The 17,213-nt window shown below is 66.9% G+C and carries 10 protein-coding genes; 1 reads left to right on the top strand and 9 read right to left on the bottom strand.

Annotation, left to right across the window (positions count from 1 at the left end; all coding sequences use genetic code 11):
• Nucleotides 1-85: 85 nt before the first annotated feature.
• The 9 genes from ACN9MZ_RS02715 to ACN9MZ_RS02675 all read right to left on the bottom strand — a co-directional run bounded on the left by ACN9MZ_RS02715 (nt 86) and on the right by ACN9MZ_RS02675 (nt 14,666).
• Nucleotides 86-1,294 carry a glycosyltransferase gene (locus ACN9MZ_RS02715; protein WP_426340790.1) on the bottom strand — a complete coding sequence of 403 codons (1,209 nt, stop codon included), beginning with the start codon at nt 1,292-1,294 and terminating at the stop codon, nt 86-88.
• A 14-nt stretch (nt 1,295-1,308) separates the two neighbouring features.
• Nucleotides 1,309-2,364 carry a molybdopterin biosynthesis protein MoeY gene (locus ACN9MZ_RS02710; RefSeq protein ID WP_426340789.1) on the bottom strand — a complete coding sequence of 352 codons (1,056 nt, stop codon included), beginning with the start codon at nt 2,362-2,364 and terminating at the stop codon, nt 1,309-1,311.
• Nucleotides 2,361-3,233, bottom strand: coding sequence for a ThiF family adenylyltransferase (locus tag ACN9MZ_RS02705; RefSeq protein ID WP_426340788.1), 873 nt, complete (start codon nt 3,231-3,233; stop codon nt 2,361-2,363). The genes ACN9MZ_RS02710 and ACN9MZ_RS02705 overlap by 4 nt, the downstream gene beginning before the upstream one ends.
• Before the next feature lie 5 nt (nt 3,234-3,238).
• Nucleotides 3,239-6,028, bottom strand: a complete 2,790-nt coding sequence (gene prsT, locus ACN9MZ_RS02700; RefSeq protein WP_426340787.1) for an XrtA/PEP-CTERM system TPR-repeat protein PrsT — start codon at nt 6,026-6,028, stop codon at nt 3,239-3,241.
• A gap of 74 nt (nt 6,029-6,102) precedes the next feature.
• Nucleotides 6,103-6,864, bottom strand: a complete 762-nt coding sequence (locus ACN9MZ_RS02695; RefSeq protein ID WP_426340786.1) for an N-acyl amino acid synthase FeeM domain-containing protein — start codon at nt 6,862-6,864, stop codon at nt 6,103-6,105.
• A 338-nt stretch (nt 6,865-7,202) separates the two neighbouring features.
• Complete coding sequence (prsT, locus tag ACN9MZ_RS02690; protein ID WP_426340785.1) at nt 7,203-9,959, bottom strand: XrtA/PEP-CTERM system TPR-repeat protein PrsT; 2,757 nt, start codon at nt 9,957-9,959, stop codon at nt 7,203-7,205.
• Between the two features lie 25 nt (nt 9,960-9,984).
• Complete coding sequence (locus ACN9MZ_RS02685; RefSeq protein ID WP_426340784.1) at nt 9,985-11,823, bottom strand: asparagine synthetase B family protein; 1,839 nt, start codon at nt 11,821-11,823, stop codon at nt 9,985-9,987.
• A gap of 15 nt (nt 11,824-11,838) precedes the next feature.
• Nucleotides 11,839-13,086 carry a pyridoxal-dependent decarboxylase, exosortase A system-associated gene (locus ACN9MZ_RS02680; RefSeq protein ID WP_426340783.1) on the bottom strand — a complete coding sequence of 416 codons (1,248 nt, stop codon included), beginning with the start codon at nt 13,084-13,086 and terminating at the stop codon, nt 11,839-11,841.
• Nucleotides 13,083-14,666, bottom strand: a complete 1,584-nt coding sequence (locus tag ACN9MZ_RS02675) for an acyl-CoA ligase (AMP-forming), exosortase A system-associated (RefSeq protein ID WP_426340782.1) — start codon at nt 14,664-14,666, stop codon at nt 13,083-13,085. The genes ACN9MZ_RS02680 and ACN9MZ_RS02675 overlap by 4 nt, the downstream gene beginning before the upstream one ends.
• Nucleotides 14,667-14,832: 166 nt before the next feature.
• On the opposite strand from ACN9MZ_RS02675, the gene ACN9MZ_RS02670 reads away from it, so the two are divergent.
• Nucleotides 14,833-17,130: a GNAT family N-acetyltransferase gene (locus ACN9MZ_RS02670; protein WP_426340781.1), complete on the top strand. Its 2,298-nt coding sequence runs from the start codon at nt 14,833-14,835 to the stop codon at nt 17,128-17,130.
• Nucleotides 17,131-17,213: the final 83 nt, after the last annotated feature.

The following is a 17,213-nucleotide window of genomic DNA, read 5'->3' as shown; positions in this document are numbered from 1 at the left end:
TATGAGCAATAGTTGTGCCAACTTCCCCGTTTCCTTAGAAATCAATACCTTGGCTTCTTACTGTTAGTACTACGTTGATATTAACTTATGCCTTTGTAAGGATTTTCGACAGTAACTTGCTAAACGCTTCCGAAGAGCGATAGTTTCTGAATATGTCCATTAGTTGACGCGCTGCAAGTCCTGCCGCCGGCGTGGCCAGCAAGCCTTGCACCGCCTGCTGCAAGGCGGCGCCATCGAAGCGGTCGGCGCGCAGCAAGGCGCCGGCGCCGGCGGCAACGATGCCCTCCATGTTGAGGAACTGGTCGAGGTTGCCGGCGATGCCGACCACCGGCACCCCGGCCGCCAGCGCCTGGTGGCTGGTCGGGCTGCCGCCATTGCAGATCACCAGGGCGGCGCGGCGTGCGGCCTCTTCGCCGGGCAGGAAGTCCGCCACCCGGGCATTGGCCGGCACGGCATCGAGCTTGACCATGCCGACGGTGGCGGCCAGCACCGTCACCGGCAAGCCGGCCAGGGCCTGCAGCACGGCGGGCAGCAAGGCGCCGTGGCCCGAGCTGCCCACGGTCACGTACACCAGCGGGCGATCGGTGGGCAACTGGTCCCACCAGTCCGGCACCGGCAGCGGCGGCGACCATAGCACGGGGCCGATGAAGGCGTGGCTGGCCGGCAGGTCGTGCGGCGGGAACAGCTGCGGCACGTCGGCATACAGGGTGTGGTCGGCGTCGGTGTAGACGCGGTTCAGGTCCCAGCCCAGCGAGGGCAAGCCATGCCGGCGCCGTACCTGGTTGAGGGGAATGGTGTGCAGGGCAAAGGCCAGCGGGCGCACCAGCTTGAACAGGGCATTGGCCAGCGCGATCGGCAACAGGCGCGTGAGCGGCAGGCTGGGCACGATGTAGCGCTGGTGCACATACGGGCTCCAGTAGGCATTGATCAGCGAAACATAGGGCACGCCGGCCAGGCGCGCGCTGACCGACAGCGACAGGCGGAAATCGCCTACCACGATAGCGGGCTGGACCTGGCGCAGCAGTTGCAGGTCTTCTTCCACGTAGCCGTCCAGCGTGGCGGCATCATAGACCGGCTTGCCGTCCGCCAGGGCTTGCAGGAATTGCTGGTTCGAGATGCTGTGGATGGTCCAGCGCACCAGGTCCGCGCCCTCGAAGCAAAAGGCATAGCGCTCGGCGCAGGCAAAGTGCACCTCGTACTGCTCGCGGTCGAGGCTGGCAGACAGGGCCAGCGGGCGGCCCACGTGGGCCAGGGTCACCGCTTCGGCCACGAACAGGATTTTCTTGCGTGTCATCGCGCGGTGCCGGCTTACTTCATCAATTCAGCCAGCGGCTTGCGCAGCGAGCGCGCCTTTGGCGCCTTGCCCGCGCCAAGCCGGCCCATGAACACGGCCGTTTCCGGCGCCGCGCCGATCACGCCGGTGAGCTGGCCATACAGCCGGCGCGCCGATTCCTGCAGCTTGTCCAGGCGCGTGAAGCGCAAGGCGTTGCGCACATAGCGGCCGAAGATCAGCGGCGTCATTTCCGGCTGCATGTGCAGGCCCAGTGCTGCAAGCGTCAGCCAGAAGCGCTGGGTAGCGCGGCCGGCGGCCACGTAGTCGTCGATGCCGGCCGGCGCGGCCTTGGCGCGAATCACGAAGTGGGCGGCGCAGGCGATGCCGGGCAGCAGGTCCATCTGCAGGCGCGGCGCCCAGGTGCCCATCAGGGTATTCATGGTGTTGACCCGTTCCCAGCTCACCATGGCCCATTTCATCAGGGCCAGGGTGCCGTTATCGACACCGAGGGCCTGGTCCGGCACCTTGTCCGGGCTGTGCGTCTTGCCCCAGTCGATGATACTGCGGTGCACTTCGTACGCCTCGGGCATGGTCAGGCGCAGCTTGGCGTTGTTGAACATCAGCCGCGCCGCCGCCCAGCGGCCGCCGAAGCCTTCGATCCACTGCACCTGGTGCGCCGGGCCGACCGCCGCTTCCAGCGCCTGCTTTTCCTGCGCCGTCAGCGGCCGCGTGCTGAGCGGGCGGCGCTGCACGCTGCGCGTGGTGATCACCGGCAGCAAAGCACTGGGTCCGATGGCGGCATCGGGCGTGAAGCGCACGTCGAAGACGGGATGGGTGTCCGGGCTGCCGGCGCGGCGCACGGCATCGGCGCGCAGGCCGTGGGCGCTGGCGGCAATCGCCATGGTTTCCAGCATGGCGCCGACCGCGACCTGGCTCGGGTGGCCGTCCAGGTCGTACACCACATGGTCGCGCGTGTCGTAGCAATGCACCGCCACATGGTCCGGCGCCACGATTTCGAAGCGCCACACCTGCGTGTTGTCGCCGCTGGGCGCCCAGCGCGCCAGGTCGAGGATCTGTTCGATGGTAGTCATGATTGGGCCATTTTCGCAAAGGCGCGCTTGCCGATCATGATCGCCAGGCGCTGGATCGGATGCTTGTTGCCGCCGGGGCGCCAGGTGCGCACCAGCTTGTTGCGGTAGGCATCGAACTGCATGCCGTGCGGCGCCGCCAGCACGTCGCCGCGCCCGAGCAGGATCTTCAGCGCCTCGGTGGCGGCAATGCCGGCGCACAGCTGGCAGGCCATGATGGTCGAAGGCCCGCGCCGCTCGGCGAAATTGACGGCCGAGGGCACCACCAGGTAAGGCCGGTGCAGGCCGGCCGGCGCCAGCCCGACCACGAAGCGGATCGCCTTGTCGCCTTCCGGCAAGTCGCCCCAGCCGAAATACTCCTCGAACGTCATGCGGCCCGGCAGGAAGTTCAACAGCGCCGCGCCCATGCCCAGCGGCGCGACCGTGGTGGCCGGGATGCCGCGCCGGGCGCACAGGGCAAAGGTCTGCTGCCGGATGTCGAAGGCAAAGAAGTCGAGGCTGTCGATGTAGATGTCGACGCCCTCGAAGAAGGCGTCCAGGTTGCCGGCATTGATCCCGTCCGGGAACATCCTGATCTCGAGTTCTGGGTTGACGTCGCGCGCCATGCGCGCCATCACCTCGATTTTCGGCAAGCCGCGGGTCGACTGCATGGCGCCGACCTGGCGGTTGAAATTGGGCAGGTCGAACTTGTCGAAGTCGGCAATGTGGAAGGCGCCCACGCCCAGGCGCACCAGGGTCATCAGGTGCACCCCGCCCACCCCGCCGGCGCCGGCAATGGCCACGCGCTTGCCGCGCAGGCTGGCCTGTTCGGCTTCGGTGACCCAGCCGATGTTGCGCGAGAAAGCCTTGCCGTAGTTGAAGTCGTCGCTCATCGCGCTTAGCTGCCGTTCAGGCCCTTGAGCAGGGCGATCGCATCGTCGAGGTGGGGGAACGGGGTGCCGGCAGCCACCAGTTTTTCCAGTTCGGCCCTGGCGGCCTTCTTGTCGCCCGACTGGTTGAGCGCGACCGCCAGGTGGTAGCGCAGCATGGCGTTGGACGGTTGCAGCGTGCTGGCCCGCTTCAGCAGCGGCAGCGCGCGCCCGGTATCGCCCTTGCCGACCATCAGCCAGCCGGTGGTGTCGAGCACGGCCGGGCTGTCCGGCGCCGCCTTCAGCGCCTTCTCGGCCGTGGCCAGGGCGCGCGGGTCCTTCATCTGGCTATAGGCCCAGGCCAGGTTGTTCAGGGCTACCGGGCTGTCCGGCGCGGTCTTGAGCACCAGCTCCAGGTCGGCAGCCGCGGCGCCATACTGCTGGCGCGCCAGGGCCAGTTCGGCAGCGTACATGGCGGCCGCCAGGTCGCCCGGCTGCTCCTTGCGATGCTGTGCCAGGCGCGCGTCGGCGTCGCGCGGCAGGCCGGCCGCCAGCAGGGTGCGGTGCAGCGCCAGCATGACACGGCCATCCTTTTCAATGCCATAGGCCTTGTCGTACAGGGCCACGGCTTCCTTGTATTTTTGCTGGCGCGCGAGCAGGTCGCCCTCCAGCACATAGCCGGCCGGCTGCTGCCCTGCCTCCTTCTGCATCTGGCGCGCGATGGCCAGCACTTCGGCCGGGCGGTTCTGCTGCTGCGCGATTTCGGCCAGCGCCAGGCGCGCCGGGCGGTGTTTCGGATCGATGGCCAGCACTTTCTTCAAGTCGCCGCTGGCGGCCGTGGCCTTTTTCAGCATCAGGTGGGCGGTCGCCATGCCGAACCAGGCGCGCGCCGATTTCGGCTCCAGCTGCACCATCTTGCCGAAGCTTTCCAGGGCGCCGCTGGCGTCCTGGTTGGCCAGTTGCACCTGGCCCAGCAATTCGGCCAGGTAGGCGCTGGCCGGATCTTCCACCTGCAGCTTGCGCGCCAGCGTGGTGGCCTTGGCGTTCTGGCCGGCCTGCAGGTAGGCGTGGGCCAGGCGGGTCCCCAGCTCGGTGGCCTTGGGCTTTTCCGCCACCGCTTTTTCCAGCCAGGCGAGCGCTTCTTCCTGCTTGCCCTGCTGGCTGGAAATGTCGGCCAGCGCCGTCATGGCGCCGACATTGTGCGGGTCGTGCTGCAGCACCGTCTGGAAGCGCTGGCGGGCGGCTTCGGGCCGCTTGTCCTGCAAGTCGAGCTGGGCCAGGTTCATGTTGGCGGCCAGGTGGTTGGGCTGCAGCGCCACCGCTTTTTCAAAGGCGGCGCGCGCGGCCGGCGCATTCTTTTGCGCCAGGTAAATGCCGCCTTCCAGGTTGCGCACGATGGCGCTGTCCTTCTGGCTGGCGTGGTAAGCCTTGATCGCTGCCAGCGCCTTGTCGTAGCGGCGCAGGCTGATTTCAGTGTGGATCAGGTAGAGCGCGGCCTGCGCCGATTTGGGGTCGAGCTCGGTGGCCCGCTCGAGCTGCTCGACGGCCTTGGCATACTGCTGCTGGCCGAGCTGGGCCAGGCCGATCGACAGGTGCAGCGTGGCTTCGTTGGGCAATGCCTGCGCCGCCTGTTCGAAATACTGCTGGGCCGCGGCGTAGTCCTTGTTGCGCAAGTTCGATTCGCCGGCCAGCACCAGCAACTGCGGGTCCGTGGCGCCGCTGCGCAACAGCGGCGCCAGCGCCGCGGCCGCCTCGGCCGGCTGGTGGGTGCCGAGCAGGGACTGGGCCAGCAGCTTGCGGGCGAACAGGTCTTCCGGGTATTTTTCCAGGTAGGCATTGAGGTAACCCTGGGCCGCGGTGGCATTGCCCAGCTTGAGTTCATTGGCGCCGGCCAGCAGCATGGTGCGCAGGTGGCCCGGCGCCGCTTGCAGCAGCCTGAGCAGATTGCCCTGCGCTTCCGTGTACCTGCCCTGGTTATGGTCGAGCAAAGCCTGCAGGTACAGCGCATGCAGGGTATCGGGCCGCAGCTTGTTCAGTTCGGCGATATCGGCCTTGGCCGCGTCGAATTGCTTGAGGGCGATTTCGAGGTCGGTGCGCTCGACGCGGGCATTCAGGTGGTCGGGCTGCACGCTGAGCGCCTGGCCCAGCGCCGCCAGCGCCGCGTCGTTCCTGCCCAGCTGGCGCAGCAGTGCGGCCTGGTAGCGCAGCACCGACAAGTCTTTCGGGTGGGCGCGCAGCGCCTGTTCGGCCAGCGCCAGGGCAGCGGCGCGATCGCCGGCCTGCTGGGCCAGGCGCGCCTGGCCCAGCAGGGCAGCGGCCTGGCCGGGTTCGCCAGCCAGGGCTTGCGCATAGGCGTCGCGCGCCTTGGCGCTGTCGCCCAGGGCCAGCCAGGCGTCGCCGCGCACGGCCAGCAGGGCCGGACCGGCGCTGGCGGCGTCGGCCTCGCTTTCCGCCAGCGCTTCCTTGGCCTTGTCCTGCGCCAGCAGGGCACGCAGCAGTTGCGGCAAGGCCCGGGCCCGCTCGACCTTGAGGCTGAGCGCCTTGCGCACTTCCTTTTCGGCCAGGGCCGCTTCGCTGTTGTCGTTGTAGAGGCGCGCCAGCAGCAGCCGGATTTCGCCATCTTGCGGGCTCTTGTCGGCGGCATTCTTGAGCTGGATCAGTGCCGCCTTGCTGTCGCCCTTCTGCAAGAACTGCTGGGCTTGCGCCACCAGGGCGGCGCTGGTTTCGGACTTGAGGCAGCCGGACAGGCCGGCAGCCAGCATCAGGCTGCCGAAGATGGCGAGGGCGCGCTGCGCCCCCCGGTTCTCGCGACGTGGCATGGAAACCCCTGCATGGTGATCAGGATATTGACAATACCACAATAATTGTCAATCGACTATCAAATCTCAATAGACTATTGGATGTTCTTCAGGCGCCGGATAATGCCGCGTTCTTCGCGCGGCGAATAGAACAGCGGGTAGAACGAGCGCGCGGACATGGCCATGTCCGCGCCCTGGCCGCCGTATTTTTCGATCTGCTGGCTGACATAGTCCAGTTCCACCACCAGCAGGTAGGCCGGGGCGTCGACCCGCGGGTTGGTCTTCAGTTCCCCCAGGCGCTTGAAGCCAAGCATGGCTTCGTAGAAGCGGCGGTGGCGCGGGTTGATTTCAATGAAGATGTGGGTGCAGTGGTGCAGGTCGCGCGCATAAATCACCGACAGATGGAACAGCGAAGCCATCTGCGATTTGCTGCCGCCGTTGTCGAACGCCAGCTTGGTGATTTCACAGACGCGGGCGCCCGGGATCATGCGCACCGAATCGACCTCTTCCTTGAAAATTTCATCGGCCATGATGCCGATTGGCGAGTCCAGCCCCAGGGTCAGGGTGCCGACCACTTCGCCCTTGTCGCTGGCGGTGAGCGTGATCCGGTTCGGATCGTCAGTAAGCTTGTGGGTCCCGGCATAGCCTCGCCAGGAGTACATTTTGTTGATTAGCAGGCTGGCCTTGCTGCGGCCTTCGACCGTATCGATCATGCGGATACCAAATGATTTTTCGTCGGTGACCAGGTCTTCCATATTTTCCGGAAGCAAGTCCTCGAGCGTGGCGCGCGCATGGGAATCGGCTGGAGTCTTGCGGACAGGCTCGGCTTCCAGCACTGGGACAGCAGTTCCATTCATGGCTGTATCCTCCTTTGGCACTCGCCAGCCTTACGGCTGGCCACGGCCAATGAGCACGGCGAGCGGCGCGGACGCCGTGCTCAACGGCAAAATATAGTTGATTACACTTGCGGGGGCGCGCACGATTGATGCCGGGACGAAAATGTAGCGGATTGCAAGCGAGTTATGTAAAAATTACTAACTCCGCACATGGTGTCATGCTAGCGCCCGCCACACAATACCCATGAAGTAAATGTTGTGAAAAAGACTCTACTGTTTTCAACTGCACAATAGACTGAGAGGAGGGATGCCCGCATGCGGCCAGGCGCATGCGGGTTGCAGGGCGCAGAAGTTGTTACTTATTCAAATTGCTTTTGCAAGTCACGTGCTTCGTCGGTCTGGGCGAAGCGGGCATCGGCCATGGCTGCCTGCAATTCCCTGCGCGCAGCGGCCTTGTCGCCCTTTTTCCACAGCGTGGCCGCATAGTGGCCGCGGATATCGGCAGCTTTGGGCGCCAGCTCGCTGGCCTTCTTCAGGACTGCCAGGGCGCGGTCAAGCTGGTTCTGCTCGGCCAGGATCCAGCCCAGGGTATCCATGATGGTCGGGTTGTCGCCGCCCAGCTGCTGCGCCTTCTCGGCCGTCGCCAGGGCGCGCTTGTCCTTGGCCTGCTGGTAGGACCAGGCCAGGTTGTTCAGCGCCAGCACGTTCTCGGGCTGCTTGGCCAGCACGGTTTCCAGCTGGCCGATGGCAGCCTTGTATTGCTTGGCCGCGATGTTTTGCTCGGCTGCGTACATGAGGCCGAACGGTTCGTCCGGATGCGCGTTGCGCCAGGCAGCCACCTCGGCATCGGCCTCGGCGCCGCGGTTGGCGGCGCGCAGGGCCGAGGTGAGCTTGAGCAACACTTCCGGCCGCGCCGCCAAGGCGTACGCTTGCTGGTATGGCGCCACGGCAAGCGCCGGCTTGCCGGCTCTCAGCTGCAGGTCGCCCTCCAGCAGGAAGCCGCTGGGCAGCTTGGGCTGCGATTTTTGCAGCTTGCGCGCGATGGCCAGGGCCTCGTCCGGCTTGCCCTGCAGCACGGCCAGGTCGGCTTGCATCATATGGCCCGGCACCGAATTCGGGTCCAGCCCCAGCGCCTTCTTCACGCTGGCCTGGGCGCCCGGCAAATCCTTTTTCTGTACCTGGACGCTGGCCAGGTACAGCTGGGCCTGCGGCGCCCTGGGCGCTGCGCCGGCCAGCTTGCTATAGGTTTCATAGGCGCCGTCCAGGTCGCCGGACATCTGCTGGGCACGGCCCATGACTTCCAGCGCCAGCGGCGCGGCCGGGTGCACCAGCAGCACCTTGCGCATATGCTCGGCGGCCTTGGCCCCCTGGCTGTTCAGCAGATAATGGGCGCCCAGGCGCACGGCCGGCACCAGCGCATCGGGATCGACCGTGGCGGCTTTTTCCAGCCACTGCGCCGCTTCGTCGCGCTTTTTGGCGCGCTCGGCCATCTGGGCCAGGGCGGTCATGGCAGCGACATTGTCCTTGTCCTTTTCCAGCAGCTTCAGCATGTGCTGGCGCGCCGCCTCCGGCTTTTGCTCCATCAGCTCGAGCTGGGCCAGGGTGACCACCGCGGCATAGCTGGCCGGCGCCAGTTCCACCGCCTTGCTGAAGGCAGCACGGGCGCCGGCCTGGTCCTGCTTGGCCAGCAGCACGTGGCCGCGCAGTACGAACAACTCCGGCTCCTTGCCGTGCGCGGCTTCCTGCTTGGCCAGCACGGCCAGGGCCTGGTCGTAGTTGCCGATGGCAAGCTGGGTGCGCGCCAGCGCCGTGGCGGCCGGCAGCGAGCCGGGCTCCAGCTCGAGCGCCTTGTTCAGCATGGCGATGCCCTTGTCGCGCTCGCCCATCGCCACGCGGGCGCCGCCCAGCGCGATGTAGCTGGCGGCGCGTTTCGGGTTCAGCTCGATGGCCTGTTCCAGCAGGGCGACCGCCTTGGCCGGTTCCCGCTGCAGCAGGTGGGCCTGGGCCGCCAGTTCCAGCAGGCTGACATCGCTGACCGCGCCCTTCAGGGCCGGCTCCAGCACTTTCTGGGCTTCGGCCGGGTTGTTGCCGCGCAGCAGGGTCGCCGCCAGCAGCTTGCGGGCGAAGGCATTGCCCGGGTCCATTTCAGTATAGGTGCGCAGCTTGGCTTCGCCCTGCTTCAGGCTGCCCAGCTGGAAATCCACCGCGCCCGACAGCAGCAGGCTGGGCGGATGGTTTGGCGCACTCTTGGCCAGCGCCTGCAGGTTGTCGCGCGCCGCCTTGTAATTGCCGCGCGAATAGTCGAGCAAGGCCTGGGTGTACAAGGTGCTCAGGCTGCGCGGCGCCGTCTTCTTGGCCGCGTTGATGGCAGCCTGGGCGGAGTCGAACTTGCCGGCCACGATGTCGAGATAAGCCTGTTCCAGGTTGGCGCCGCTGTTGGTCGGGTCCAACTTGATCACTTCGGCAAACGCGGCGCGCGCTTCTTCCGGCTTGGACTGGGCCCGCAGCAACTCGCCCTTGAAGGTCAGCGCATTGATGTTACCGCCATCCTTGGCAATGGCCTGCTCGGTCAGCGCACGCGCGCCCTCCAGGTCGTTGCCGATGGCCGCCAGGCGCGCCATGCCGGTCAGCGCATCTGCACTATTGGGCTCGGCTTCCAGGGCCGATTGGAATTCCTTTTTCGCCTCGTCGAGCTTGCGCAAGCCGATCAGGGCTTCGCCGCGCAAGGCCAGCAGGGCCGGGCTTTGCTGGAATTTTTCCGTTTCATCGAGCATCTTCTGCAAGTCGCCCAGGCGCAGCAGCGCCTCGGCCAGCAGCAGTTCGCTCTCGGCCGGCTGGTATTTCAGTTCGAGGGCGCGGCGCGCTTCCTTTTCCGCCGAGACCGGGTCGCCCATCTGCAGCGACAGCTTGCCGAGCTGGTAGCGCGCCTCGCCGTTATTGGGGTCCTTGGCCAGCGCATTCTTGAGCTGGATCTGGGCGCCCTTGCGGTCGCCTTTCTGCTGCAGCTGCCTGGCGTCGGCCAGCAGGCTGTCCGCGGTGTCCGATTTGCAGCCGGCCAGCAATGCGCTGGCGGCCAGAGTGGCGGCGACGGCCAGCCGGGTTACGCGATGTCCCATGTTCTCCCTCAGTTTGGTGATCTCGTTATGATGCGTTGCGGTGGGCACGGAACCATTGCTCCAGCATCATCAGCACCCAGACCATGGTGCCATGGTAGCCGGCATGCTCTTTCAGGTGGGTGCCGACCAGCTGTTCGATGAATTCGCCGCGCACCACCTTGCGCGCCTTGAGGTCGCTCAGGCTGTCCGCGGCCAGCTGCTGCAAGGCCTGGTGCTGCTGCAGCCAGACGCCGAACGGCAGGCCGAAACCGTGCTTCTGCTTGGTGATGATGGCATCAGGCAAGAAGCCGCGCAATGCTTCCTTGAAGAACCAGCGCAACTGGGTGCCGTTCAGCTTCTGCTGCGGGGTCAGGCCGGCCGAAAAAGCCACAACCGCATCGTGCAGGAAGGGGAAGGCCGCTTCCACCCCGGCCAGCTCGCAAGCCTTCATCACTTTCGGCAAGTCGTTGTCGGCCAGGGTGATCTGCAAGTCCAGCGCCAGCATGCGGTTGATCAGGGACCGCGCTTCGCTGCGGCCGTAGTTGCGTTCCAGGGTGGCAATCGGGTTGCCGATGTCGGCGGCAGCCAGGAAGTCGTCGGTGAACACTTGCTGCGGGCCGTAGCGGCCCAGCAGGTTATACGTTTCCAGGCGCGCCGGCATGCCGACCGAGGCTTGTTCGATATAGCTGCGCGCCTTGCGCAGCAGGCGCACCCGCTCGCCGCCGGGGAAGTTGAACACGGCCGGCTCCAGCAGGGCCTTGCGCACCAGGCGCGGCACCCGCTCGTATAGCTCGAACACGTGCTGCTTGGCATAGCGCTCGTTGCCGCCGAACAGTTCGTCGCCGCCGTCGCCGCCGAACATGCGCTGCACGCCGTCGGCCTTGGCCATGCGCGCGCAGTAGAAAGCCGGCACCGCCGAGGCGTTGCCGAAGGGCTGGTCGAACACGGCCGCCACTTGCGGGATGGCGTTCGCCACGTCGTCCGGCGTCACGTAGTATTCATGGTGCCGGGTGCCGAAATGGCGCGAGGCGATGCGCGCGTATTCCATCTCGTCGTAGCCCTGGGCTTCGAAACCGATCGAGTAGGTATCGGCCGCCACGCCGCCAACCTGGGTCAGCAGGCCGGCGATGGTCGAGCTGTCGGTGCCGCCCGACAGGAAGGCGCCCACCTTGCGCCCGCCCGCCGCCTCCTTGACGCTGTGGCGCAGCACCGACAGGAATTCTTCCTTCAGCTCGCCAAACGTGCGCTTGCCCTCTTCTTCGAACTGCATGCGCCAATAAGTGTGCTCTTCGACACGGCCCTGGCGGTAGTGCAGGTAGCGGCCGGGCAGCAGCCGCTGCTGGCCCTGGTACACGGTGCCGGGCGAGGGCACCATGTGGAAATACACGTAGTTGTACAAGCCCTGGTGGTCGAGCACGCCGGGCGTCAGCGGGTGGCGCACCAGCGCATCGGCCGAACTGGCAAAGACCAGGGTTTCGCCAGCCAGTTGCCAGCTCAGCGGCTGGATGCCCATGCGGTCGGTGGCCAGCAAGGCTTCGCCGCTGCGTTCATCGAGGATGGCCAGGGTGAAGCAGCCGTGGATCTGGTCGCAGGTGCGCTGCGCGCCCTGCGACCACAGGGTGGCAACCGTGGCGGCCACGCCCTGGCCGGCAGCCTGGGCCGCCAGCCCCGGGTCGACCAGGCGCGGCTGGCCCCACAGGGCCACCAGCAGGCCGTCGCGCTGGAACACGTCGGCGCTGCCGTCCAGCGCCGCCACGGCCACGCCGCTGCGCTGGCCGGAACGGGCATGCAGCGTGCCCTGGTCGAAGCGCAACAGCGGCGCCGCCATCTGCTGCAGCAATTCCGGCGCAGCGGCCAGCCCTATCCATCCACAGATCCCGCTCATACGCTTCCCTTCCGCTTACACGAAGACTTCGACCGCCGCCGGGTGGCTCAGGAAAGCCGCCGGGCTGGCCGTGGCGCCATAGGCGCCCGATTGCAATACCACCACCAGGTCGCCGGCCTGCGCCTGGCCCAGTTCCATCTGGTCCGCCAGCAGGTCGAGCGGGGTGCACAGCGGGCCGACCACCGAGGCCAGCTCGCGCGGCCCGCCGGCCACCCGGCTGCCGATCAGCACCGGATAATTCTTGCGGATCACCTGGCCGAAGTTGCCGGAGGCCGACAGATGATGGTGCAGGCCGCCATCGGTCACCAGGAAGACCTGGCCGCGCGATTCCTTGCGGTCGACCACGCGGCAGACATAGGCGCCGGCTTCGCCCACCAGGTAACGGCCCAGCTCGATCACCACGTCGGCGCCCTGCAGGCGCGGCCGCACTTCATCCATGATGCGTGCCAGGTTGCGGCCCACGGCTTGCAGGTCGAGCCGCTCTTCGCCCGGGAAATAGGGGATGCCGAAGCCGCCGCCGATGTTCAGGATGCGCGGCGCGCGCGGCGCCGCCTCGGCCAGGCGCAGCGCCAGCGCGAAGGTCTTTTCATGCGCCTCCTGCAGCGCGGCCGCCTTCAGGTTCTGCGAACCGCTGAAGATGTGGAAGCCATGGAAATCCAGGCCCAGCGCGCCGATCTGCGCCAGCATGGCCGGTACGCGCTCGGCATCGACGCCAAACTGCTTGGGGCCGCCGCCCATCTTCATGCCGGACGATTTCAGCTCGAAGTCCGGGTTCACCCGCACGTTCACTTTCGGCACGATGCCCAGGCGCCGGCCGATCACGGCGGCGCGCTCCATCTCGCCTTCCGATTCCAGGTTCAGCACGATGCCGGCGGCAATGGCGCAGGACAGCTCGGCCTCGCCCTTGCCCGGGCCGGCAAAGCTGATCCTGGCCGGGTCCATCACGGTGTCGAGCGCCACCCGCAGCTCGCCGCCGGAAGCGACGTCGATGCCGTCCACCAGGGTGGCCATATGCTGCACCACCGCCGGCATCGGGTTGGCCTTCATGGCGTAATGCAGGTGCACGTCGTGCGGCAGCGCGGCGCGCAGTTCGGCCACGCGCTGCGTCATGGCGGTGCGCGAATAGGCGTAGAACGGGGTCTGGCCGACGCGGGCCGCCAGGCGCGGCAGCGGGATGCCGCCGATCAGCAGGCAATCATTGTCGACGGCGAACTGCAGCAGCGGGGCGTGCTGCGGGCGCACACGCGGGGCTTCCATGCTCATGCGCCCTCCGCAAAGATATGCTCGTACTGGGTCGACAGCAGCTTGCGGTCGATCTTGCCGTTCGGATTGCGCGGCAGCGGCGTAGCCGACACCACCACCTTCTGCGGATGCATATAGGCCGGCAGGTGCGGCTTGATGGCGGCCAGCAGCTCGGCCTCGGTGAAGCTCTCGCCGGCGCGCGGGTAGGCCAGCAGCACGATGGCCTGGCCCAGGCCGGGGTGCTTGACGCCCAGCGCCGCCGCCTCGCCGACCTTGTCGCGCGCATACACCACCTCTTCCACCTCGGTCGGGCTGACGCGGTAGCCGGAAGTCTTGATCATCTCGTCGTTGCGGCTGATGAAATACAGGAAGCCTTCTTCGTCGCGGCGCACGATGTCGCCCGACCACACCGCCATCTCCACCAGCGGCAAGCCGTATTGCGGCGAGGCGTAGGGCTTGAAGCGCTCGGCCGTCTTGGCCTGGTCGTTCCAGTAGCCCAGCGACACCAGGGCGCCGCGGTGCACCAGTTCGCCCGGCTCATTGGGCGCGCATTCGCTGCCGTCCGGGCGCAGCACCATCACTTCCGCGTTCGGGATGGCCTTGCCCATCGAGTCGGGGCGGCGCGCCAGTTCGGACGGCGGCAGGTAGGTCGAGCGGAAGGCCTCGGTCAGGCCATACATCAGGAAAGGCTGGGCATTGGGCAGGGCGGCGCGCAGGGCGTCGAGGGTGGCGCGCTGCATGGCGCCGCCGGAATTGGTCAGGTAGCGCAGCGTGCAGTCGGCCGGCCAGGCCAGCGGCGCCAGCTGGATCCACAGCGGCGGCACGGCGGCCAGGCCGGTGATTTTCTCCGCCACCACGGCGTTCAGCACATCCTTGGCGAACAGGTGGTTGATCAGCACCGCCGTGGCGCCGACGCGGAAAGCCGTGGTCAGCTGCGACAGGCCGTAGTCGAAGGACAGCGGCAGCACGGCCAGCAGGCGGTCGGCCGGCGTGTTCTCCAGGTAGGTGGAGACGCTGACGGCGCCGGCCACCATATTACGGTGCGACAGCACCACGCCTTTCGGGCGGCCGGTGCTGCCCGAGGTGTACAGAATGGCGGCCATGTCGGTGTCGATGCAGCGGTGCGCGGCAGCTGGCGGCGCGTCCTGCATGGCAGCTGCCCACGGCAGCACGTGCAGTTGCGGGAAGCCGGGCAGCTCTTCCGCCTTGCCGGTCACGATCACCGTATGCAGGTCGGGGCAGGACGGCAGGATGTCGGCCAGCAGGCGCAGGCGGTCGGCCGAGGTGACCAGCACCCGCACATTGCAGTCGCCCAGGATGTAGCCGACCTGCTCCGGCTTGAGCAGGGGATTGACCGGCACGAAGACGCCGCCGGCGCGGGCCGCGCCAAACATGGCGGCCACGTTCTCGATATTCTTTTCCAGGTAGACGGCGACCCGTTCGCTGCGCTGCAGGCCGCGCGCCAGCAGGCCATGGGCCGCGCCCTGCACGGCGGCAGCCAGGGCGGCATAGTCGAGGCGGCGCTCACCGTAGACCAGGGCTTCGGCCTGGGGCGTGTGTTGCGCCGAAGCAAAAATAAATTGATGGATCAGGTCGCTCATATTACTTCGTCAATAGGGATTGCATTAATTATATTGCAAAAATATAGGATCCTTGCCCTGGATCACCCTGCAAACGGCGGCAGGTGCAGGATTGTTGCAACAATCCGCGCACAAGCAAGAGTATTGCATTTAATATATGGTTTTCTGTGCAAAATCAAACTGCGTTGTGAAAAATCCTGTTAGCCCGTCGTCGCCGCAAAAGCCGGCAATCGCCCTGGTGGTCGGCCTGTGCAGCCACGGCTTGTCCGTGGTGCGCGGCCTGCACCAGGCGGGAGTGGAAGTGTACGCGCTGGAGAAGGATGCGTGGCGGCCGGGCGTACGCAGCAATGCCATCCAGCACACTTTCCTGTGCAGCGAAGCCGAGATGAGCGACCTGGTGCCCACCCTGGCCAGCCTGCGCGCGCGCCTGCCGCAAGACTGCCAGGTGGTGCTCTTCCCCAGCAACGACACCCATGTGCGCCAGATGGGCGAGGGCCTGGAACAGTTGCGTCCGCATTATCTGCTGAGCTGGGCCGCTTGCGCGCAGCATGTGCTGCGGCTGCAGCGCAAGAACGAACTGGAACAGGCGGCCCGCAGCCAGGGCTTGAACTATCCGCGCTCGGCCACCCTGCACAGCGTCGACGAGGCCGAGTCCGCGGTGGCCGGCTTCCGCTATCCGGTGATCCTGAAACCGGCGCGCCCGCTGTCCTCGTTCAAGACGGCGCTGGCGCAGGCCCTGCCGGAACTGCTGGCCCTGCTGCAGCAATACCAGGGCGACCTGCCGATCCTGGCCCAGGAATACATTGCCGGCGACGACCAGAGCTTGTATTTCGGCGCCCTCGTGCTCGACAGCGGCGCCGTGGTGCAGGAAATGGTCGGCCGCAAGATCGCCTCGTTCCCGCCGGCACGCGGCCAGACCACGGTGGCGGAAAGCGTCGACGAGCCGCAAGTGCTGGCTCTGACGCGCCAGTTCTTCGCCGGCCTCGACATGTCGGGTCCGGTGTCGCTAGAACTCAAGCGCGCTCCGGACGGCAGCTTCTGGGTCATCGAGCCGACGGTCGGGCGCACCGACTTCTGGCTCGAGCTGTGCGTGGCGGCCGGCTTCAACCAGGTCTACCAGGAATTCCAGCTGGCCCTCGGCCAGCGTGCCCGGCCGGGCACGCCGCGCGGCCCGGTCACCTGGTTTGACGCCGAGAACGACACCCTGTCCTACTGGCGCGCCGTGCGCGCCCAGCGCACGCTGCGCCCCTACGGCGGCAAGCGGCCGTCCTTCACCTACTGGCGCGCCAGCGATCCGCGGCCCTTCCTGCAGGCCTGCCGAGTCGGCCTGGCATGGCGCCTGCGGGCGCGCCTGCAGCGCCTGCTCGGGAAGGGGCGCGAACAGCGCAACAACGCCCTGCGCGTGCGCGAACTGCCGATGGACCAGCCCTTGCCGCCCGAACTGGCCAGCTGGCTGCGCGCGCACCAGCCGGACCCGCTGTTCTGCACGCTGGACTGGTATGAGGCGCTGGTGAAATTCGAGCGCGAAGTGCACCCGGACAGCGGCCGCCGCTTCAGCTGGGTGTTTGCCTGGCGCGGCGAGCAGCCCTGCCTGGCGGTGCCGGTGGAACGGCTGCCGGGCCTGCTGCGCAGCATGGAAGTTCGCTTGCTGAGCAATTTCTATTCACCCTGCGTCGGCCTGTTCATCGACCGCGCGCTGCTGTCGCCGCCGCAAAGCTGGCAATTGCTGCGGCAGGCGCTGGACCAGCTCGACAAGGGCTGGCTCAAGCTGAGCGCCGCGCCGGCCAGCCTGCAGCAGGCCGACCAGGCCAGCGAAGGCCTGGCCGCGCAAGGCCATGCCGTGCAGCGGGTGCCGCTGTCGGCCAACTATTCGGCCTATGCCCCGGACCTGGACAGCTACTGGGCCAAGCGCCCTTCGCAACTGCTGAACACCCTCAAGCGCAAGGGCAAGGCGCTGGCCCGCGAGGCACACCGCTTCGAGGTGGTGACCGCGCCCACCCCGGAGCAAGTGGAGCATTACTGGTCGACCTACAGCCATAGCTGGAAGGGGCGCGAACCGTCGCGCTCCTTCATCGACTGGCTGATGCAGTGGAGCGCCGCGCGCGGCTACCTGCGCCTGGGCCTGCTGTACCTGGACCAGCAGGTGGTGGCCAGCCAGCTCTGGCTGGTCAACGAGGGCGTAGCCCATATCTTCAAGCTGGCCCAGGATTGCAACGCCGACCGCTTTTCGCCCGGCAGCCTGCTGACCGGGCATCTGATCGAATACGTCTACCGGCACGACCAGGTCGAGCGCATCGATTTCATGCTGGGCGCCGACCCCTACAAGGGACTCTGGATGGAGCAGGAAAATCCCTGCTTTACGCTGGAAGTGCTGAACCGGCGCCATGTGCTGGCGCCCGCGCTGCGCCTGTACCTTGCCGCGCGCGGCCTGTTGCGCCAGCGCCGCGCCGGCCACGGCAGCGGACTGGCCGTGGCGCCGGGCTGAGCGGGCCATCTGCCAAGGGAACGGCGGCGCTGTTCCATAATGGACAACAATGATGCACAATATGCAATTGTCGACAGATGGCC

The sequence above is a fragment of the Pseudoduganella sp. S-14 genome (assembly GCF_049913285.1).
Classification (GTDB): Bacteria; Pseudomonadota; Gammaproteobacteria; order Burkholderiales; family Burkholderiaceae_D; genus Rugamonas.
Note: the sequence above shows the minus strand (reverse complement) of the source record. Positions and strands in the feature narration are given on the sequence as shown.